Here is a 19,658-nt window from a genome sequence, read left to right on the forward strand (position 1 = left end):
AGATGTGTATAAGAGACAGGCATCGTCGAGCACCGCTTCGTCGGGTTGTTCACCGTCGCCGCCATGAACGCCGACGTCCTGGAGATCCCGACGGTCTCCACCCGGGTGCGCGACGCGCTCACCATGGCCGACAGCGACCCGATCCACCCCGGCCAGCTGCTGCTCGATGTCATCCAAACCGTCCCGCGCTCCGAACTTTTCACGCTGAGCGCCGAGCGGCTGCTGGCGATGGCCAAAGCGGTGGTGGATCTGGGATCCCAACGGCGGGCGCTGTTGTTCCTGCGCGCCGACCGGCTTCAATACTTCGTCTCCTGCCTGGTCTATCTGCCACGCGACCGCTACACCACACAGGTGCGGTTGCAGATCGAGGACATCCTGGTCCGCGAGTTCGGCGGCACGCGACTGGAATTCACCGCCCGGGTCAGCGAATCACCCTGGGCCCTCATGCATTTCATGGTCCGGCTGCCCGAAGAGGCGGCGCCGGTGGACGTCTCGGAGGAGAACAGGGTCCGCATCCAGGGGATGCTGAGCGAGGCGGCGCGAACCTGGACCGACCGGTTGATCGGCGCCGCCGCGGACCGGGCCGTCGAGCACGCCGAGGTCGAGCACTATGCGAACGCGTTCTCCGAGGCCTACAAACAATCCGTCACCCCCGTCGACGCGATCGAGCACATCGGCATAATCAAAGAGCTGCAAGATAATTCGGTCAAGCTCTTGTTCTCCGAACGCGGCGAGGACGGGGCGGCCCAGCTGACCTGGTTCCTGGGTGGGCGCACCGCCTCGCTGAGCCAGCTGCTGCCCATGCTGCAGAGCATGGGCGTCGTGGTCCTCGAGGAGCGGCCCTTCACCGTGACCCGCCCGGACGGGCTGCCGGTGTGGATCTACCAGTTCAAGATCTCGCCGCACCCCACCATCAAGCCGGCGACCACGGCCGCCGAGCGCGACGCGACCGCGCAACGCTTTGCCGACGCGGTCACCGCCATCTGGCAGGGCCGCGTGGAGATCGACCGGTTCAACGAGCTGGTCATGCGCGCGCGGCTGAGTTGGCAGCAGGTCGTGCTGCTGCGCGCCTACGCAAAATACCTGCGACAGGCCGGTTTTCCCTACAGCCAGTCCCACATCGAAGCGGTGCTCAACGAGCACCCCTCGACCGTGCGGTCGCTGGTCACGCTGTTCGAAGCGCTCTTCGATCCCAAGGCTTCTATTTCCGCGGGGTCGCCGACAAGTCGCGACGCGCAGGCCGCCGCCGCGGCGGTCGCCGCCGACATCGACGCGGTCGTGGGTCTGGACACCGACCGCATCCTGCGCGCGTTCGCTTCCCTGGTCCAGGCCACGTTGCGCACCAATTACTTCGTCACGCGCGAGGGTTCGGCGCGTGCGCGAAACGTGTTGGCCCTCAAGCTGGATGCCCAGCTCATCGACGAGCTGCCGCTGCCACGCCCCAAGTACGAGATCTTCGTGTACTCGCCCCGCGTGGAAGGCGTCCACTTGCGCTTCGGCCCGGTGGCGCGCGGCGGCCTGCGCTGGTCCGACCGCCGCGACGACTTCCGCACCGAGATCCTCGGCCTGGTTAAGGCGCAGGCTGTGAAGAACGCGGTCATCGTCCCGGTCGGGGCCAAGGGCGGCTTCGTGGTCAAGCGGCCGCCGCTGGCCACCGGCGATCAGGCGGAGGACCGAGATGCCACCCGCGCCGAAGGTGTGGCCTGCTATCAGCTCTTCATCTCCGGGCTGCTCGACGTCACCGACAACGTCGACCACGCCACCAAAAAGGTCAGCCCGCCGCCCGAGGTGATCCGCCGGGACGGCGACGACGCCTACCTGGTGGTGGCCGCCGACAAGGGCACCGCCACCTTCTCCGACATCGCCAACGACGTCGCGAAGTCCTACGGGTTCTGGCTGGGCGACGCGTTCGCGTCCGGCGGATCGGTGGGCTACGACCACAAGGCGATGGGGATCACCGCCCGGGGGGCGTGGGAGGCCGTCAAACGCCACTTCCGGGAGATGGACGTCGACACCCAGGCCGAGGACTTCACCGTGGTGGGCGTCGGCGACATGAGCGGCGATGTGTTCGGCAACGGCATGCTGCTGTCCAAGCACATCAGGCTGAACGCCGCCTTCGATCACCGGCACATCTTCATCGACCCCGACCCCGACGCCGCGTCGTCGTGGGAGGAACGCCGGCGGATGTTCGACCTGCCGCGGTCCAGCTGGGACGACTACGACAAATCGTTGATCAGTGAGGGCGGCGGGGTGTACAGCCGCGAGCACAAGTCCATCCCGGTCAGCCCGCAGGTGCGCGACGCGCTGGGCATCGACGGCGAGGTCACCGAAATGACCCCGCCGAACCTGATCAAGGCGATCCTGCAGGCGCCGGTCGACCTGCTGTTCAACGGCGGCATCGGCACCTACATCAAGGCCGAATCCGAGTCCGACGCCGACGTGGGCGATCGCGCCAACGACCCGGTGCGGGTCAACGCAAGTCAGGTGCGCGCCAAGGTGATCGGCGAAGGCGGAAACCTGGGGGTGACCGCGCTCGGCCGCGTGGAGTTCGACCTGTCGGGCGGGCGGATCAACACCGACGCGATGGACAACTCCGCCGGCGTGGACTGTTCGGACCACGAGGTCAACATCAAAATCCTGATCGACTCGCTGGTCACCGCCGGCCGGGTCGATCGCGACGAGCGCAAGTCGCTGCTGGAGTCGATGACCGACGAGGTCGCCCAGCTGGTGCTCACCGACAACGAGGATCAGAACGACCTGATCGGCACCAGCCGCGCCAACGCGGCCAGCCTGTTGCCGGTGCACGGCAGGCAGATTCAATACCTGGTCGACGAGCGGGGGCTCAACCGCGAACTGGAAGCGCTGCCGTCGGAAAAGGAGATCGACCGGCGGTGCGAGGCCGGCATCGGTCTCACGTCGCCCGAGCTGTGCACGCTGATGGCGCACGTCAAACTCGGGCTCAAAGAGCAGATGCTGAACACCGAACTGACCGAGCAGGATGTGTTCGCTTCCCGGCTGCCCCAATACTTTCCGACGCCACTGCGCGAACGGTTCACCCCGGAGATCCGCGGTCACCAGTTGCGCCGTGAGATCGTCACCACGATGCTCATCAACGATCTGGTCGACACCGCCGGCATCAGCTACGCGTTCCGGATCACCGAAGATGTCGGCGTCGGCTCGGTCGACGCGGTGCGGACCTACGTCGCCACCGACGCCATCTTCAGCGTCGGGGAGATCTGGCGGCGCATCCGGGCGGCGAATCTGCCTGTCGCGCTGTCGGATCGGCTCACGCTGGACACCCGGCGGCTGATCGACCGCGCCGGCCGCTGGCTGCTCAACTACCGTCCGCAGCCGCTGGCCGTTGGCGCCGAGATCAACCGGTTCGCCGCCAAGGTCAAGGACCTGACCCCCCGGATGTCGGAGTGGCTGCGCGGCGACGACAAGGCGATCGTCGAGAAGGAGGCCGCCGAGTTCTCCTCGCAGGGTGCACCGAAAGACCTGGCGTACATGATCGCCGCCGGCCTGTATCGCTTCAGCCTGCTGGACATCATCGACATCGCCGACATCAACGACATCGACGCCGCCGAGGTGGCCGACACCTATTTCGCCCTGATGGACCGGCTGGGCACCGACGGCCTGCTGACGGCGGTGTCCGAACTGCCCCGCAACGACCGCTGGCATTCCCTGGCGCGCTTGGCGATTCGCGACGACATCTACGCCTCGCTGCGGTCGCTGTGCTTCGACGTGCTCGCCGTAGGGGAGCCCGACGAAAGCGGCGAGGAGAAGATCGCGGAGTGGGAACACCTGTCCGCGTCGCGGGTGGAGCGGGCGCGCCGCACGCTGGTGGAGATCCAGGAAAGCGGGGAAAAGGATCTCGCGACGTTGTCGGTGGCCGCGCGTCAGATCCGGCGCATGACCCGCACGAGCGGAAGAGGATCGTCGAGTTGAGCGTCGGCTTCGTAGCCCCCGTACCGGTCCGCTGGTCGGACATCGACATGTATCAGCACGTCAACCACGCCACAATGGTCACGATCCTCGAGGAGGCGCGCGTCCAATTCCTGCGTGAAGCGTTCGAGGTCGACATCTTGACCATCGGGTTGCTGATCGCCGAAGTCAAGGTGACCTACAAGGGTCAGCTGCGGCTGGTCGATTCGCCGCTGCAGGTGACGATGTGGACCAAGCGGTTGCGGGCGGTCGACTTCACGCTGGGCTACGAGGTGCGCTCGGTGTCCGCGGACCCGGAATCCAAGCCCGCCGTCATCGCCGAGTCGCAACTGGCCGCCGTCCATATCGAGGAGGAGCGGCTGGTGCGGCTCTCCCCACACCATCGGGAGTATTTGCAGCGGTGGATCCGGTAGTTGACCGCGGACTCTGGTTGGGGCCACGCGACCCGGCCACCCAGCGCAGGGACCTGACCGCGTTCGTCGATTACGCGATGCGTCTCGACGACGCCGCGGTGATTCGACTTCGCGCGCGCCCGCCCGGATTGCTGACGGCCTGGGTGGCAACGGGTTTCGACGTTCTGGCCAGCCGGGTGGTTGCCGGCGAGGTGCGGCCCGAGGATCTGTCGGTGGGCGCGGACGCCCTGGCGCGCGGCCTGTCGGCGATGGACGACGCGGGCTTCGTCGATCCGGGATTCGCGATGGACTCCGCGTGGCGGGGTGCCCTGCCGCCGGACTCCGGCTTCACCCACCTCGAGGACATCCCCGCCCGGGTGGTACTCGACCTGGCGCAGCGCGGCGCGCGCCTCGCCAAGGAGCACGGCAGTTCGCACGGCCCGCCCGTCTCGCTACTCGACCAGGAAGTCATCCAGGTGAGCTCCGCCGATGCCAGCGTGGGCCTGCCCATGCGGTGCGTGTTCGCGTTGACCGCAATGGGTTTCCTGCCGCAGTCACCGGATGCCGTCGGGGCGGACGAAATGATCCGGGTGCGGATCCTGCCGACCTGGTTGCGGATCGACGCCCGGTTCGGCTCCGTGTACCGCCGCCGGGGGGACCCGCTGTTGCTGAGCTGAGGGACCGGACTTCTAAATCTCGGTGAGTCAAATGGCGGGCATCCGGGCTTCTTCGTCAGGTGCCGTAGACCATCCACAGCGGCAGAACCGCGTCCAGGTAGTCCATGAACTTCTTCAGGCCGACGCGGTATTGCCCGTAGCCGTAGGGGTCTTCGGCGTACTCGGGGAAGGCGATGCCCAGCCCGAACAGGCCGGGCGCCATGATTCCGTTCATCCGGTTGTACTCCAGCGGGCCCCACTGCGGCGTCTCGGGCAGCTGCCGCCGTTCGAAACCGACGGTGTAGACGACGTGGTCGCACTCGGCGACCTTCTCGTCGAATTCCGGGGCGGAAACCCAGCACCTCTCCAGCTTGTCCGGATGGACCCCGTCGATGTTCTCGCGGGCCCATTCGGCGGCCCGCCCCTTGAGGCCGGTGTCGTCGAACAGGATCCAATCATCCAGGTAGACGGCGTATTTCAGCGGGCTGCGGTAGAAGTTGATCACGCGGTCGACCGGAAGCCGCAGCAGGTGCGGCAGCGCGATCATCGACGAGTGCGAGGACCCGAAGACCGCGACCGTCGCACCTTCGAGAGGCACCTCGGCGAGCCTGTCGGCGTCGAGGGCGACCTCGACCGGTATCTCGTCGAGCGGGTAGTCGAGGCCCTTGGGTACCGCGCCGACGGCGAGGATCACGTTGTCGGAGGTCAATTCCGTGTCCCGCGTTTCGATCCACCACCGCCGTCGCCGCAGGACCAAGGTGGTGGCCGTCGTCTGGAAGACATGCACCCGTTCGCGCAGGTGCTCGGTGACCCACACCAACGGGTCGGCGACCAGGGCGAGCGCACAGGTCTCCTCCGGATCGACTTCGGCCAGGGGGAAGGGCGGTGCCTGCGAGAACCGAAACGCCGCAGCGCCATTCAGGAAACTCATGAAGGTCCCGGCAATGGTGTTGCTGGACACCGACCGCCATTTGCCGCCCAAGTCTCCCGCGGTGAAGGCGGGATCGATCCAGGCGATCTTGTCCGGCGGTACGCCCCGATCGAGCAGCCGTCCCACCGCGGCCATTCCCGCGGGTCCGGCTCCGATGACTGTCCACGCGTAGGTCGCCATGTACTAGGTATAGAGGAGCGACCGCGACATCCGCTCAGGCGATGTCGGCGAACATCAGCGCGGTGCCCGCGGCGGTGACCGTCTGCGTCACGATCTGCGCGTGGGTCAGCCGCACGGCGCTCGGCATCAGGTTTGTCCACCGTCCGGCCGCCCACCGGTACGCCCAGTAGATCGCCACCGCGGCGAACCCCAGGGCCGCGGTCCAGTTCACGACGGTGACCCAGCCCGGTGCGGCCGTCGGCATGTGATGGTGCGGCGCGGGCGCGGCCATGTCCATCGCGTGGCCGCCCGAGTCAGCGGACCCGCCCGACAGGCTGCCGTTCATCGCGCCGTACATCCACGCCATCGCCACCATCATCACCGCGTAGTAGTAGTTCGTCAGCCGGCCATCGACCGCCCGGCGCGGATGCCCGGCGATGCCGAAGAACCAGGCGCCACCGAGCAGGAAACCCAACGTCGCGACGACGGTCGGAAAGGTCATCCCCACACCCCAGGCCATGAAGATCATCACGGCGGACATGGCGAGGTGGAGCACCTGGCTGACGACGCCGGTCCAGCAGCGGCGTTGGGCGACAAGGAAATACGCGTATGCCGCGAAGCTGACGGCGAAGAGCACCGTCACCACCCACCGCAACGTGTTATCCACCAACCCACCTCTCGCCGGTGTGCTCGATCTCGGTCATGCACGACAGTACCCCCATGGGGTATAGGCCCTCGTGAGCGACACCCCGGAAGGCGCGCGAAACAGACTGCTCCGCCGTATCTTTGACCGCTCAGGCCAGCCAGGCCGCGGCGTCCGGTGCGAGTTTGCCATCGACCAGCGGTGCGCTGGCCACGATGAGCTCCCCCGGTGGCAGTGGGATCGGTCGGCGGCCGGCATTCAGTGCGCACACACCGCCGCCACCGCGGCGCCGGAAGGTCAGCGCATCGCGGGGCGCGTCCAGCCATTCGATTTGCTCACCGTCGAATTCGGTGCGCTCCTTGCGCACCCTGATGAGGTGGGCGAAGAACGCAAAGGTCGACTCGGGGTCCGCGACCTGCCTCTCGACGGTCAGTGCCGCCCATTCCTTCGGCATCGGCAGCCAGGTGTCGGGTGAGGACGAGAAGCCGAACGGGGGAGCGTCGCCCGACCACGGCATCGGGACGCGGCACCGGTCGCGGCCGCGCTCGGTGTGCCCGGAGCGTTCCCACGTCGGGTCCTGCAGCACCTCGTCGGGCAACTCCACGTCGGGCAGCCCCAGCTCCTCGCCGTTGTAGATGAACACCGCGCCCGGCAGCGCCAGCATCACCATCGCCATCGCCCGTGCCCGCCGCAGCCCGACCTCGCCGCCGCCGTAGCGGGTGACCTCCCGTCCCACGTCGTGATTGGACAACGTCCAAGTGGGCGTGGCGTTTTCCAGTGCCGTGGCCGCCAGCGAGTTGTCGATCGCGTCGTGGACTTGGGTGGCGTCGAAGTCGATCTTCGTCAGCCGGAAGTTGAAGCCGAGATGCAGTTCGTCGGGGCGTAGGTACTCGGCCCACCGGGCGTTGTCCATCACCCACACCTCGCCGATGGTCACCGCTCCCGGGTAGTCGTCGACGATCGTGCGGATGCCGCGATGGATCTCATGCACGCTCGGATGGTTGAAGCGGGGGTCGTCGTCGCTGTGGCTGAGCACCTTGATGTCGTCCGTCGCGTCGGGCAGGTCGGACGGCTTGGCCATGCCGTGCGCCACGTCGATCCGGAAACCGTCGACGCCGCGTTCCAGCCAGAAGCGCAGCGTCTTCTCGAAGTCGTCGAAGATGTCCGGGTGCTCCCAGTTGAGATCGGGTTGCTCGGCGTCGAACAGATGCAGGTACCACTGGCCGGGATTGCCGTCGGGTTCGACGATCCGCGTCCACGCCGGCCCGCCGAACACCGACGTCCAGTTGTTCGGCGGCAGCTCGCCCTGCGCGCCGCGGCCGTCGCGGAAGAAGTAGCGCTCGCGGGCGTCGGTCCCGGGACCGGCCGCCAGCGCGGCCTGAAACCACGGGTGCGCCGAGCTGCTGTGGTTGGGCACCACATCCATCGTGATCTTGATGCCGCGGGCGTGGGCGGCCGCCACCAGTCGCTCGAACGCCGCCATCCCACCGAACAGCGGGTCGATGTCCCGCGGATCGGCGACGTCGTAGCCGTGGTCGGCCATCGGCGACACGGTGACCGGGTTGAGCCAGATCGCGTCGACGCCCAGCCGTTCCAGATGGTCCAGCCGGGCCGTCACACCGTCCAGGTCGCCGACGCCGTCGCCGGTGCTGTCGGCGAACGACCGTGGGTACACCTGATAGAACACCGCGCTTGACCACCACGGCTTGGAGTCCATTCCACCCCGCTCAGTTTCGTGGGCCGACATCACAAGGCTGCGTTGACCAGCGAGTGGGCAGCCATTTCCAGGTAATCGAGCAACTGGCGTCGGTGCTCGTCGTCGAGGGTTGCGGAGTCGATCGAGCCGACCGCGATGTGCATGCAGCGCAGCCAGGCGTCGCGCTCGATGGGGGTGATCCGGAAGGGCATGTGACGCATTCGCAACCGGGGATGACCCCGCCGGTCGGAGTAGGTGCGCGGGCCGCCCCAGTACTGCTCGAGGAACATCCGCAACCGTTCCTCGGCGCCCGCCAGGTCGTCCTCGGGGTACAGCTGGCGCAGGATCTCGTCCTCGGCGACCAGCGCGTAGAAGCGGGACACGATCGCGTGAAAGGTGTCGGCACCGCCGACGGCGTCATAGAAGGACTGTGGCTCGGAATCCATTGCCTCCATTGTGGTCCATCGCGGCCGCATCGGGCTGAGCCGGGCCGACGGCACTCCCGCTGTTCACCCGGGCGACATGCCGTTCACCTGCAATAGGGGTGCGATTGGCGACGAATCATGGTGGACTATCCGCGGAGGATCTATGGCGCAGGGCAAAAGACGCCGCAGCCACCGCAGTTCCGGTGCCGCGGCAGGGTTAACCGGGCCCCCAACCGCGTCATGCCTGCATAGCGTCGATACGCATCCCCCCAGCCGCCAAGACGGCGCGTCGCTGTGGAGTCGCCGGCGGGTCCTGCTGCTGAATTCCACGTACGAGCCGTTGACCGCCCTGCCGATGCGGCGGGCCATCGTGATGGTGATCTGCGGGAAGGCCGACGTGGTCCACCACGACCCGGCCGGGCCGGTGATCCACTCGGCCACCAGCTCGATCGTGGTGCCCTCGGTGATTCAGTTGCGAACCTATGTGCGCGTCCCCTACCGGGCTCGGGTTCCGATGACCCGGGCCGCTCTGATGCACCGGGACCGGTTCTCGTGCGCCTACTGCGGGGCGAAGGCCGACACCGTCGACCACGTGGTGCCGCGCAGCCGCGGCGGTGACCACTCGTGGGAGAACTGCGTCGCGTGCTGCTCGACGTGCAATCACCGCAAGGGCGACAAGCTGCTCACCGAACTCGGCTGGGCGCTGCGCCGGACGCCGCTGCCCCCCACGGGGCAGCACTGGCGGCTGCTGTCGACGGTCAAGGAGCTCGATCCGGCCTGGGCGCGCTACCTCGGCGAAGGCGCGGCCTAGCGTCGGTGATCGGGCGACATGTCGCGTCCGAGTGTGCCGGCGGATCACCGGGTGGGATACGGTTTCCGTCGTGAGCCTTTTGCAGATTCACCTGTACTTCATCGGGATACCGTTGCTGCTGGTGGCCGTGCTGGCGGTGCTGATCTGGTCCCACAAGGGACCGCATCCGGCCGCCTACAAACTGCCGGACAAGTGGACGCACGCGCCGATCCTGTGGGCGGCCACGGACGAAGACGTCGGTCACGCGCACGGCGGGCACGGCGGGCACGGCGGAGAAGAATTCGCAGTCGGAGGTGGCGCAAGTGGCACGTGGTGACGTAGCGACGATCGAGCCCGGCGAGCTGCCCAACGGGTTCGTCATCACGACCAGCGGGCGGATTTCCGGGGTCACCGAACCCGGCGAGCTGTCGGTCCACTACCCGTTCTCGATCAAGGACCTCGTCGCCATCGACGACGCGCTGAAGTTCGGCTCGCGCGCCTCCAAGGCGCGGTTCGCCATCTACCTCGGCGACCTGGGCAGCGACACCGCCGCCCGGGCCCGCGAGATCCTGGCCCAGGTGCCGACGCCCGACGATGCCGTGCTGCTGGCGGTCTCGCCGGATCAGAAGGTCATCGAGGTGGTCTACGGCTCGCAGGTTCGCGGCCGGGGCGCCGAGTCGTCCGCGCCGCTCGGGGTCGCCGCCGCGTCGTCGGCGTTCGCGCGGGGCGACCTGGTGGACGGTCTGGTCAGCGCGATCCGGGTGATGAGCGCGGGGATCTCCCCGGCCTAGTCGGCGTCGAACTTGCGGGCCCGCAGGGCCCGCTTCACGCCGGCCTGGCCTTCCAGCACCAGCCGCCGCAGCGCCGGCGGCACCTCCGGGTCGGAGAGGAACTTGTCCGCTGCCGCGATACCGGCCTCGCTGATGTTCCAGTGCGGGTAGAGGCCGATCACCACCGTCTGCGCGACTTCGCTGGACCGCCGCGCCCAGACGCCGGGTATCGCCTCGAAGTAGCGGTCGGTGAACGGGTCGAGCAAGTCCCGCTGCCCGGGCGGGGCGAAGCCCGCGATGATGGCACGGGCCGTGATGTTGGCCAGGGTGTCGTCTTCGATCACCGTCGTCCAGGCCTCTTCCTTGACCTGCGCTTGCGGCCGCGCCGTCGCGGCCTGGGCGCCATGCCGCTTGCCGGCGGCGGTGGGGTCGCGTTGCACTTCCGCGTCGATGAAGGGTGTCGCCGGCCCGTCGGCGTCGACCTCGCCCGCGCCGGCGAGCGCCGTCACGATGCGCCACCGCAAATCGGTGTCGATCTCGAGGCCGGGCAGCCCCAGGTCGGCCGGGTCGTGGTCGAGCAGGTCCGCCAGCGCCACGATGTGCCGGGTGGACAGCACCGACGAGCACAGGGTGTTGACGAACGCGAGCTGGTGATCCGAGCCGGGCTGCGCCCCGCGCGCCAGCTCGAGCAGCCGGTCGGCGAACTCCGGCCACCCGTGCTCGCGCGCCCAGCCCGGCTCGGCGTAGGAGGCCAGCGCCGTCTGCGCCTGCAGCAGCAGCCGCTGCGCCACACCGACCTCGCTCTCGGCGTGCACCCCGCCCGAGACCAGGGCCACGAAGTCGCGGGCCCGCAGTTCGGCCTCGCGCGTCATCTCCCACGCCGCCGACCACACCAGCGAGCGCGGCAGCGGCTCGGCGATGTCGGCGATTCGCGTCAGCGCGGTCTGCAGCGACTCGCCGTCCAGCCGCAGCGAGCAGTACGTCAGGTCGTCGTCGTTGACCAACACCAGCTTCCCGCGCGAAACACCAACCAGCGCAGGCACTTCCGTGGTCGGACCTTCGACGTCGAGTTCCTCGCGTCGCACGCGCACCAGCTTGCCGGCGCCGTCGTCGTCATAGATGCCGATCGCCAGCCGGTGCACCCGCGTCTCGCCGGCCCCCGGGGCGGCCCCGCTCTGCGTCACCGCGAATCGGGTGAACCTGCCCTCAGCGCCTGGGGCGTCGACGTCGAAATCCGGTCGCAGCGTGTTCAATCCGGTCGTCTTCAGCCACTGCTGGCCCCAGTCGGACAGATCCCGGCCCGACGCCTTCTCCAGCGCGGCGACCAGGTCGCTGAACGTGGCGTTGCCGAAGGCGTGCGCGCGGAAGTAGTCCCGCAGCCCGGCCAGGAAGTGTTCGAGGCCGACGTAGGCGACGAGCTGCTTGAGCACCGAGGCGCCCTTGGCGTAGGTGATGCCGTCGAAGTTCACCTCGACCGCGGCCAGGTCGGGGATGTCCGCGGCGATCGGATGCGTTGAGGGCAGTTGGTCCTGGCGGTACGCCCACGACTTCTCGACCGTCGCGAAAGTCGTCCAGGCCTCGGTGAATTCGGTGGCCTCGGCCTGGCACAGCACCGACGCGAACGTCGCGAACGACTCGTTGAGCCACAGGTCGTCCCACCAGCTCATCGTGACCAGGTCGCCGAACCACATGTGCGCCATCTCGTGCAGCACGGTCTCGGCGCGCCGCTCGTAAGAGGCCCGGGTGACCTTGCTGCGAAAGACGTAGTCCTCCAGGAACGTCACCGCGCCCGCGTTTTCCATTGCGCCGGCGTTGAATTCGGGGACGAACAGCTGATCGTACTTACCGAACGCGTACGGCAGGCCAAAGTTCTTGTGGTAGAAGCCAAATCCCTGCTTCGTCTGGGTGAACAGCCGCTCGGCGTCCATGTGGCGCGCCAACGATTCCCGGCAGAAGATGCCCAGGGGGATCTCCCCGTGTTCGTCGGTGTAGCTGTCCTTCCACTCGGCGTACGGGCCGGCGATCAGCGCCACCAGGTAGGTGCTCATCCGCGGGGTGGTGGCGAAGGTGTGCACCCTGGCCTCGTCCGAGTCCTCAACGGACTGGGGTGCGCCGTTGGAGATCACCTTCCAGTGCCTGGGCGAGGTCACCCGCACGTCGAACGTGGCCTTGAGGTCGGGTTGGTCGAAGCAGGCGAACATGCGCTTGGCGTCCGCGGTCTCGAACTGCGAGTAGAGGTACGTTTCGTCGTCGACCGGGTCGACGAAGCGGTGCAAGCCCTCGCCGGTGTTGGAGTAGCGGCAGTCCGCGTCGACGACGAGGACGTTGCGTTTCGTCAGGCCGGGCAGCGCGATGCCCGCCGATTCGTCGTAACCGGAGACGTCGAGCTCGTGACCGTTGAGGGTGGCCGCGCGCACGGTCTCGGCGGCGAGGTCGATGTAGGTGTCGGCGCCGGGAAGCGCGTCGAACACCACCGTGGTCGTGGACCGAAACGTGCGTTCGCCGGGCGCGCCGTTCCCGTCGGTGACGTCGAGTTCGATCTGGTAGCTGTCGACGGTGATCAGGGCGGCGCGTTCGACGGCCTGGTCCCGGGTGAGATTAGGAAGGGCCACCCGTCCAACTTACGTGCCCGGCTCCAATCTCGAGCGGTGCGGGAACAGGGGCGCGGCGCCTACGGTTGTGCTGAACGGTGTGTTGACCGACGAGAGGACTTCGCTATGCCTGACAAGGCTGCCGGGAAAGACCAAGCCGACTTCTGGTTCGATCCGCTGTGCCCGTGGTGTTGGATCACCTCGCGCTGGATCCTCGAGGTGGAGAAGGTCCGCGACATCGACGTGCACTTCCACGTCATGAGCCTGGCCATCCTCAACGAGAACCGCGAAGGCCTACCCGACAAGTACCGCGAAATGATGAAGCACGCCTGGGGGCCCGTGCGGGTGGCGATCGCCGCGGAGCAGGCGCACGGCGCCGAAGCGCTGGCCCCGCTGTACACCGCCATGGGCACCCGGATTCACAACGAGGACAACAAGAACCTCGACGAGGTCATCAAGCTGTCGCTGGCCGATGCCGGCCTGCCCGCCGAGCTCGCCGAGGCCGCGCACAGCGAGGCCTACGACGACGCCCTGCGCAAGAGCCACCACGCCGGCATGGACGCCGTCGGTGACGACGTAGGCACGCCGACAATCCACGTCAACGGTGTGGCGTTCTTCGGGCCGGTGCTCTCGAAGATCCCGCGCGGCGAGGAGGCCGGCAAGCTGTGGGACGCGTCGGTGACGTTCGCGTCGTACCCGCACTTCTTCGAGCTGAAGCGAACCCGCACCGAGAAGCCCGAATTCGACTGACGATCAGCCCGTGTAAGGATTGCGGGCATGCGCGTCTACCTCGGCTCTGACCACGCCGGATTCGAGCTCAAGCAGCACATCGTCGCCCACCTCGAAGCGGCCGGGCACGAGCCGATCGATTGCGGCGCCTTCGGCTACGACGCCGAGGACGACTACCCGGCGTTCTGCATCGCCGCCGCCACACGCACGGTGGCCGACCCGGACAGCCTCGGCATCGTGCTGGGCGGGTCGGGCAACGGCGAGCAGATCGCGGCCAACAAGGTGCCGGGCGCGCGCTGCGCGCTGGCCTGGAGCGTGGAGACGGCCACGTTGGCGCGCGAACACAACGACGCCCAGTTGATCGGGATCGGCGGACGCATGCACACCGTCGAGGAGGCGCTGGCCATCGTGGACGCCTTCCTGAGCGCGCAGTGGTCGAAAGCCGAACGCCACCAACGGCGTATCGACATTCTCGCCGAGTACGAACGCACCCACCAGGCGCCACCGGTGCCCGGCGCGCCGGCGTAAGCCATGCCCGAAGGGCATACCCTGCACCGCCTGGCCCGGCTGCACCAGCGCCGGTTCGGCGGTGCGCCCGTTGCGGTGTCGAGCCCGCAGGGTCGTTTCGCCGACTCGGCCGTGGTGGACGGCCGCGTGCTGCGCCGCACCAGCGTGTGGGGGAAGCACCTGTTCCATCACTACGCCGGCGGCCCGATCGTGCACGTGCACCTGGGCCTCTACGGGGCCTTCACCGAATGGCCCCGTGAGGGTGCGCTCGTGCCGGAGCCGGTGGGGCAGGTGCGGATGCGGATGGTCGGCGCCGACTACGGCACGGACCTGCGCGGGCCGACCGTGTGCGAGGTGATCGACGAGGGCCAGGTTTCCGACGTGCTGGCCAAGCTCGGTCCCGACCCGCTGCGCAACGACGCTGATCCGGCCTGGGCGTGGAATCGAATCACCAAGTCGCGCAGACCGATTGGGGCGCTACTGATGGATCAGACCATCGTCGCCGGCGTGGGCAACGTCTACCGCAACGAGCTGCTGTACCGCCACAACATCGACCCCTTCCGGCCGGGCCGCGACATCGGCCAAGCCGAATTCGACGCGGCGTGGACCGACCTGGTCGCGCTGATGAAGGTCGGCTTCCGCCGCGGCAAGATCATCGTGGTGCGGCCCGAGCACGACCACGGGCCGCCGTCGTACCGGGCCGGGCGGCCCCGGACGTACGTCTACCGGCGCGCCGGAGACGCCTGCCGGGTCTGCGGAGACACGATCCGCACCACCGTGCTCGAAGGCCGAAACGTGTTCTGGTGCCCCACCTGCCAGAAATGACGCGGCCCCAAGCCGGGACTAGATGACGCCCAGCGCCGCGTAGACCTCGTTGCTGAGGGCCAGGCTGCGCGGGTCCGCGTTGGCCTTGGTCGCGTCGAAGCGGTTCATCACGTACGCGTAGCCGATCCGGTGTTCGAGATCGACGAAGCCGAAGGAGCCGCCCAAGCCGCCGTGGCCGAATATCCGCGGGTTGGGCCCGTTGACGCACCGCCTGTTGAGCATGTAGCCCAGGCCCCAGCCGTGATCGGCGACCCGCGGCCCCAACACCAGATCGCTTTCCGAGCCGCCCTGGCACTCCCGCACCAGGTCCATGTGCTCGCGGCTGAGGATCTTCTCCTGGGCGAGCGCGTTGTAGAACGTCGCCAACCCCAGGGCCGACACCTGCCCGTTCGTCCCGGGAAACTCGAGTTCGCGCCACAGCCGCAGGTCGTGCGAGCCCAGCTCGTCGTCGGGGGCGAACCCCATCGAGATCGACAGCCCCGCCTTCGGGTGCTCGGCCAGCTCGGCGGGGTAGCCGGGGGCCTGCGCGTCGGCCAGCAGGTCGCGGGCGTGCGGCTTGTTGACCCGGTCGGCGCAGCGGCGTTGGTCGGCCAGCGACAGCCCGATGTGGACGTCGGCGCCGAGCGGCTCGGCGATCTCGGTGCGCAGGTACTGGCCGATGGTCCGGCCGGTGACCCGGCGGAACACCTCGCCGAGGATGAAGCCGAAGGTGGTCATGTGATAGCCCTGGGCCGTGCCCGGCTCCCAGTAGGGTTCGGCGGCGGCCAGCTGCGCGCAGACGAAGTCCCAGTCGGCGACGTCTTCCCAGCGCAGCCGGGTGCGGGGCCCGATCACGCCGGAGCGGTGGCTCATCACCATGGCCAGCGTGATGTCCTGTTTGCCGGCCTGCCCGAACTCGGGCCAGTAGCGGGCCACCGGGGCGTTCAGGTCGAGCTCGCCGCGGTCGGCCAGTTGGTGGACGCAGGTGGCCGACAGGCCCTTGGTGCCGGACAACACCGTGGTCAGCGTGTTCTCCCGCCAGGGCCGGGTGCGGGCCGCGTCAGCCCAGCCGCCCCAGAGGTTGACGACGAGGGTCCCGTCCACCCACACCGCGACGGCAGCCCCGACTTCATCACCCAGCGTGAAATTGCGCTCGAACGCGTCGCGCACTCCAACGAAGGCCGACGCGCATGAGCCATCGATTTTGACGTCGCTCATGGCGCCTTTCTCTGGGAGTTGATCCTCACCCCGAGCGGGCGACGGGAATCGAACCCGCGTAGCTAGTTTGGAAGACTAGGGCTCTACCATTGAGCTACGCCCGCATGTGTTAGTCGAGCGTGACTGTAGCTGTCGACGAAGATCAAATCTAATCGACGCGGTCTTGTGATCGCTCCGTGAGGGCGGGCGAGGCCGCCGCGAAGCCTGTGGCCGGCCCGGCCTCCCGGGGCCTTAGGATCATCGAGGTCAGCGCGGGGTGTAGCGCAGCTTGGTAGCGCATCCGCTTTGGGAGCGGAAGGCCGCAGGTTCAAATCCTGTCACCCCGACCAGCGCGACCCCGCGCCGCACGCATACGGCCCACCGAACGCCAGGAACGACCACCGAGGAGCACGTCCGTGAAGAGCACTGTCGAGCAGCTGAGCCCCACCCGGGTACGCATCAACGTGGAGGTGCCGTTCGCCGAACTCGAGCCCGATTTCCAGCGCGCCTACCGGGAGCTGGCCAAGCAGGTGCGCCTGCCCGGCTTCCGCCCCGGCAAGGCGCCGGCGAAGTTGCTGGAGGCGCGGTTCGGCCGGGAGGCGCTGCTCGACCAGGTCGTCAACGAGGCGCTGCCCGCACGGTACGGGCAGGCGGTCGTGGAGTCGGAAGTGCAGCCCCTCGGCCAGCCCGAGATCGAGGTGACCAAGAAGGAGTACGGGGAGGAGCTGGCGTTCACCGCCGAGGTCGACGTGCGCCCCAAGATCGAGCTCCCGGATTTGAGCTCGCTGAAGATCTCGGTGGACCCGATCGAGGTCAGCGACGAGGACGTCGACGCCGAGCTCGAGTCGCTGCGCGCCCGGTTCGGCACCCTGACCGGCGTCGACCGGCCCGTCGCCACCGGGGACTTCGTCTCGATCGACTTGGCCGCCACCATCGACGGGGAAGAGGTGCCGGGGGCCTCCGCGGAGGGGCTGTCCCACGAGGTCGGCTCGGGCCGGCTCATCGCCGGACTCGACGACGCCCTGGTCGGCCTGTCCGTCGATGAGTCCCGGGAGTTCACCGCGAAGCTGGCGGCCGGCGAACACGCCGGGCAAGACGCTCAGGTGACCGTCACGGTGAAGTCGATCAAGCAACGCGAGCTGCCCGAGCCCGACGACGAGTTCGCCCAACTGGCCAGCGAGTTCGACACCATCGACGAGCTGCGGTCCAACCTGCGCGACCAGGTCGAGCGGCTCAAGCGGGCGCAGCAGGCCGACGAGATCCGCAACGCCGCGCTGGACACTCTCCTCGAGCAGGTCGACGTGCCGCTGCCGGAGGCGATCGTCCAGGCCCAGTACGACAGCACCATTCACGGCGCGCTGCACGGGCTGGACCACGACGACGCCAAGCTCGACGAGGCGCTCGCCGGGCAGGGCAAGACCCGCGAAGAGTTCGAGACCGAGACGCGCAGCGCCGCGGAGTCCGACGTCAAGCGGCAGCTGCTGCTGGACGCGCTGGCCGACGAGCTGCAGGTCCAGGTCGGCCAGGACGACCTGACCGAACGCCTGGTGATGACGTCCCGCCAGTACGGCATCGAGCCGCAGCAGCTGCTGGGTTACCTGCAGGAGAACAACCAGCTGCCGGCGATGTTCGCCGACGTGCGGCGCGGGCTGGCCATCGCCGAGGTGGTGCGGGCGGCGACGGTGACCGACAGCGACGGGAACACCATCGACACCAGCGAGTTCTTCGGCAAGCGTGCCGACGAGGCCGACGAGGCCGACGAGACCGAGGCTTCCGACGACGAGTGACCGTCTTGACGCTGTGAGCGAAAGCGCCCAATTGAGGGGGAGCGTGGCCGCGAAACAGTGGGCCCGGTTGGTTAGGGTCGGTGCATAGAAGAACTGAAAGAAAGCAGGTAACCCAGTCGTGTCTGACATGCGTTCGCCCTCGCAGGGGCTCAACCTCACGGACTCGGTCTATGAGCGCTTGCTCTCCGAGCGCATCATCTTCCTGGGCTCGGAGGTGAACGACGAGGTCGCCAACCGGCTGTGCGCGCAGATCCTGCTGCTCGCCGCGGAGGACGCCGACAAGGACATCTCGCTGTACATCAACTCCCCGGGCGGATCGATCAGCGCCGGCATGGCGATCTACGACACCATGGTGCTGGCGCCCTGCGACATCGCCACCTACGCGATGGGGATGGCCGCCTCGATGGGCGAGTTCCTCCTCGCGGCCGGCACCAAGGGCAAGCGTTACGCGCTGCCGCACGCGCGCATCCTGATGCACCAGCCGCTGGGCGGGGTGACCGGCAGCGCGGCCGACATCGCGATCCAGGCCGAGCAGTTCCACGTCATCAAAAAAGAGATGTTCCGCCTCAACGCCGAATTCACCGGCCAGTCGATCGAGCGCATCGAGGCGGACTCCGACCGCGACCGCTGGTTCACCGCGCAGGAGGCCCTGGAATACGGGTTCGTCGACCACATCATCACCCGCGCCGCAAGCATCACCAATGGAGAAGCCCAGTGAATAACGAAATCCAGCCCCAGGCGCGGTACATCCTGCCGTCGTTCATCGAGCACTCCAGCTTCGGCGTCAAGGAGTCCAACCCGTACAACAAGCTGTTCGAGGAGCGCATCATCTTCCTCGGCGTCCAGGTCGACGACGCCTCGGCGAACGACATCATGGCGCAGCTGCTGGTGTTGGAGTCCCTGGACCCCGACCGCGACATCACCATGTACATCAACTCGCCCGGCGGCGGATTCACCTCGCTGATGGCGATTTACGACACCATGCAGTACGTGCGCGCCGACATCCAGACGGTGTGCCTCGGCCAGGCCGCCTCCGCCGCGGCGGTGTTGCTGGCCGCCGGGACGCCCGGCAAGCGGATGGCGCTGCCCAACGCCCGGGTGCTGATCCACCAGCCGTCCCTGCAGGGCGTGATCCAGGGCCAGTTCTCCGACCTGGAGATCCAGGCCGCCGAGATCGAGCGGATGCGCACCCTGATGGAGACGACGCTGGCCCGCCACACGGGCAAGGACGCCGCGACGATCCGCAAGGACACCGACCGGGACAAGATCCTGACCGCCGAAGAGGCCAAGGACTACGGGATCATCGACACCGTCCTGGAGTACCGGAAGCTGTCCGCGCAGACCGCCTAGCGTTCGCGGTCCCCCGCCGAACGTGCACTCACGGCGGATTTTCGGCCGATTTGCCGCCCCCAGCGCACGCTCGGCGAACCGGGCCCGTCGGCCGGCGCTGATCAGAACCAATACCCGGCCGGCGACGGTAGGGTGATTTGGTGGGGTTTGGGCGGCGCACAGCCTCGGTCGGGTAACGACCGCGACACGCCAAAGACACGCAAAGCGCGTCTTTCGCGAGTCAGGGGCGCCGTCTGGCTATATGTTTCATCGAGACGGACGGCATGAATACCACCAACGCGATTCG

The 19,658-nt window shown here is 68.0% G+C and carries 17 protein-coding genes, 2 tRNA genes and 1 pseudogene; 13 read left to right on the forward strand and 7 right to left on the reverse strand.

Annotation, left to right across the window (positions count from 1 at the left end):
• Window positions 1-21: 21 nt before the first annotated feature.
• From WU80_RS08910 to WU80_RS08920, 3 genes and pseudogenes are all read left to right on the forward strand, one after another.
• Window positions 22-3,948: pseudogene (locus WU80_RS08910) on the forward strand (NAD-glutamate dehydrogenase); the annotation flags it as partial.
• The gene (locus WU80_RS08915) at window positions 3,945-4,358 is read left to right on the forward strand and encodes a thioesterase family protein (RefSeq protein ID WP_055400158.1); all 414 of its coding nucleotides are present in this window, start codon (window positions 3,945-3,947) and stop codon (window positions 4,356-4,358) included. The pseudogene WU80_RS08910 and the gene WU80_RS08915, both read left to right, overlap by 4 nt.
• On the forward strand, window positions 4,346-5,014 hold the full coding sequence (locus tag WU80_RS08920) for a hypothetical protein (RefSeq protein WP_055400156.1): 669 nt from the start codon (window positions 4,346-4,348) through the stop codon (window positions 5,012-5,014). The genes WU80_RS08915 and WU80_RS08920 overlap by 13 nt, the downstream gene beginning before the upstream one ends.
• 55 nt (window positions 5,015-5,069) lie before the next feature.
• On the opposite strand, the gene WU80_RS08925 is transcribed toward WU80_RS08920, so the two are convergent.
• From WU80_RS08925 to WU80_RS08940, 4 genes are all read right to left on the reverse strand, one after another.
• Window positions 5,070-6,104, reverse strand: a complete 1,035-nt coding sequence (locus WU80_RS08925) for an FAD/NAD(P)-binding protein (protein ID WP_055400154.1) — start codon at window positions 6,102-6,104, stop codon at window positions 5,070-5,072.
• 34 nt (window positions 6,105-6,138) lie between these two features.
• Window positions 6,139-6,750 carry a DUF5134 domain-containing protein gene (locus WU80_RS08930; RefSeq protein WP_055405748.1) on the reverse strand — a complete coding sequence of 204 codons (612 nt, stop codon included), beginning with the start codon at window positions 6,748-6,750 and terminating at the stop codon, window positions 6,139-6,141.
• A 127-nt stretch (window positions 6,751-6,877) separates the two neighbouring features.
• Window positions 6,878-8,473 (reverse strand): glycoside hydrolase family 13 protein, encoded by a 1,596-nt coding sequence (locus WU80_RS08935; RefSeq protein ID WP_156349434.1) that lies wholly within the window; start codon window positions 8,471-8,473, stop codon window positions 6,878-6,880.
• Window positions 8,473-8,868, reverse strand: a complete 396-nt coding sequence (locus tag WU80_RS08940) for a globin (RefSeq protein ID WP_055400194.1) — start codon at window positions 8,866-8,868, stop codon at window positions 8,473-8,475. Before WU80_RS08940 ends, WU80_RS08935 begins: the two co-directional genes overlap by 1 nt.
• 142 nt (window positions 8,869-9,010) lie before the next feature.
• Between WU80_RS08940 and WU80_RS08945 the strand changes: the two genes are divergently transcribed.
• The 3 genes from WU80_RS08945 (at window position 9,011) to WU80_RS08955 (ending at window position 10,428) form a co-directional block, all read left to right on the forward strand.
• Window positions 9,011-9,658 carry an HNH endonuclease gene (locus tag WU80_RS08945; RefSeq protein WP_055400147.1) on the forward strand — a complete coding sequence of 216 codons (648 nt, stop codon included), beginning with the start codon at window positions 9,011-9,013 and terminating at the stop codon, window positions 9,656-9,658.
• A 79-nt stretch (window positions 9,659-9,737) separates the two neighbouring features.
• Window positions 9,738-9,974 carry a hypothetical protein gene (locus tag WU80_RS08950; protein WP_055400192.1) on the forward strand — a complete coding sequence of 79 codons (237 nt, stop codon included), beginning with the start codon at window positions 9,738-9,740 and terminating at the stop codon, window positions 9,972-9,974.
• Complete coding sequence (locus tag WU80_RS08955; protein WP_055400146.1) at window positions 9,961-10,428, forward strand: DUF5130 domain-containing protein; 468 nt, start codon at window positions 9,961-9,963, stop codon at window positions 10,426-10,428. The genes WU80_RS08950 and WU80_RS08955 overlap by 14 nt, the downstream gene beginning before the upstream one ends.
• Here WU80_RS08955 and pepN read toward each other — a convergent pair.
• On the reverse strand, window positions 10,425-13,019 hold the full coding sequence (gene pepN, locus WU80_RS08960) for an aminopeptidase N (protein ID WP_055400144.1): 2,595 nt from the start codon (window positions 13,017-13,019) through the stop codon (window positions 10,425-10,427). The two genes, WU80_RS08955 and pepN, sit on opposite strands and share 4 nt — an antisense overlap.
• A 105-nt stretch (window positions 13,020-13,124) precedes the next feature.
• Here pepN and WU80_RS08965 point away from each other — a divergent pair, with 105 nt between their 5' ends.
• From WU80_RS08965 to WU80_RS08975, 3 genes are read left to right on the forward strand one after another with little or no spacing between them, the layout of a single operon-like run.
• Window positions 13,125-13,748, forward strand: a complete 624-nt coding sequence (locus WU80_RS08965) for a DsbA family protein (protein WP_055400142.1) — start codon at window positions 13,125-13,127, stop codon at window positions 13,746-13,748.
• A gap of 27 nt (window positions 13,749-13,775) precedes the next feature.
• Window positions 13,776-14,255 (forward strand): ribose-5-phosphate isomerase, encoded by a 480-nt coding sequence (locus tag WU80_RS08970; RefSeq protein WP_055400140.1) that lies wholly within the window; start codon window positions 13,776-13,778, stop codon window positions 14,253-14,255.
• Between the two features lie 3 nt (window positions 14,256-14,258).
• Window positions 14,259-15,059, forward strand: a complete 801-nt coding sequence (locus tag WU80_RS08975; RefSeq protein WP_055400138.1) for an Fpg/Nei family DNA glycosylase — start codon at window positions 14,259-14,261, stop codon at window positions 15,057-15,059.
• Window positions 15,060-15,077: 18 nt separating this feature from the next.
• On the opposite strand, the gene WU80_RS08980 is transcribed toward WU80_RS08975, so the two are convergent.
• Complete coding sequence (locus tag WU80_RS08980; protein ID WP_055400136.1) at window positions 15,078-16,256, reverse strand: serine hydrolase domain-containing protein; 1,179 nt, start codon at window positions 16,254-16,256, stop codon at window positions 15,078-15,080.
• 33 nt (window positions 16,257-16,289) lie between these two features.
• Window positions 16,290-16,360: transfer RNA gene (locus tag WU80_RS08985), tRNA-Gly, on the reverse strand.
• Window positions 16,361-16,508: 148 nt separating this feature from the next.
• Here WU80_RS08985 and WU80_RS08990 point away from each other — a divergent pair.
• The 4 genes from WU80_RS08990 (at window position 16,509) to clpP2 (ending at window position 19,372) form a co-directional block, all read left to right on the forward strand.
• A tRNA-Pro gene (locus tag WU80_RS08990) sits at window positions 16,509-16,585 on the forward strand.
• A 66-nt stretch (window positions 16,586-16,651) separates the two neighbouring features.
• On the forward strand, window positions 16,652-18,022 hold the full coding sequence (gene tig / locus WU80_RS08995; RefSeq protein ID WP_055400134.1) for a trigger factor: 1,371 nt from the start codon (window positions 16,652-16,654) through the stop codon (window positions 18,020-18,022).
• A 127-nt stretch (window positions 18,023-18,149) separates the two neighbouring features.
• Window positions 18,150-18,740, forward strand: coding sequence for an ATP-dependent CLP protease proteolytic subunit ClpP1 (gene clpP1, locus WU80_RS09000; RefSeq protein ID WP_055400132.1), 591 nt, complete (start codon window positions 18,150-18,152; stop codon window positions 18,738-18,740).
• Window positions 18,737-19,372: an ATP-dependent CLP protease proteolytic subunit ClpP2 gene (gene clpP2, locus WU80_RS09005; protein WP_055400130.1), complete on the forward strand. Its 636-nt coding sequence runs from the start codon at window positions 18,737-18,739 to the stop codon at window positions 19,370-19,372. Before clpP1 ends, clpP2 begins: the two co-directional genes overlap by 4 nt.
• Window positions 19,373-19,658: the final 286 nt, after the last annotated feature.

The sequence above is a fragment of the Mycobacterium sp. UM_11 genome, assembly GCF_001414075.1.
GTDB lineage: Bacteria > Actinomycetota > Actinomycetes > Mycobacteriales > Mycobacteriaceae > Mycobacterium.

What these genes read in the sequence shown, in the direction of transcription:
- WU80_RS08925 (WP_055400154.1), bottom strand. Translation starts at nt 6,104, where the DNA reads ATGGCGACCTACGCGTGGACAGTCATCGGAGCCGGACCCGCGGGAATG.
- WU80_RS08935 (WP_156349434.1), bottom strand. Translation starts at nt 8,473, where the DNA reads ATGTCGGCCCACGAAACTGAGCGGGGTGGAATGGACTCCAAGCCGTGG.
- WU80_RS08940 (WP_055400194.1), bottom strand. Translation starts at nt 8,868, where the DNA reads ATGGATTCCGAGCCACAGTCCTTCTATGACGCCGTCGGCGGTGCCGAC.
- WU80_RS08945 (WP_055400147.1), top strand. Translation starts at nt 9,011, where the DNA reads ATGGCGCAGGGCAAAAGACGCCGCAGCCACCGCAGTTCCGGTGCCGCG.
- WU80_RS08965 (WP_055400142.1), top strand. Translation starts at nt 13,125, where the DNA reads ATGCCTGACAAGGCTGCCGGGAAAGACCAAGCCGACTTCTGGTTCGAT.
- WU80_RS08970 (WP_055400140.1), top strand. Translation starts at nt 13,776, where the DNA reads ATGCGCGTCTACCTCGGCTCTGACCACGCCGGATTCGAGCTCAAGCAG.
- WU80_RS08975 (WP_055400138.1), top strand. Translation starts at nt 14,259, where the DNA reads ATGCCCGAAGGGCATACCCTGCACCGCCTGGCCCGGCTGCACCAGCGC.
- WU80_RS08980 (WP_055400136.1), bottom strand. Translation starts at nt 16,256, where the DNA reads ATGAGCGACGTCAAAATCGATGGCTCATGCGCGTCGGCCTTCGTTGGA.
- clpP1 (WP_055400132.1), top strand. Translation starts at nt 18,150, where the DNA reads ATGCGTTCGCCCTCGCAGGGGCTCAACCTCACGGACTCGGTCTATGAG.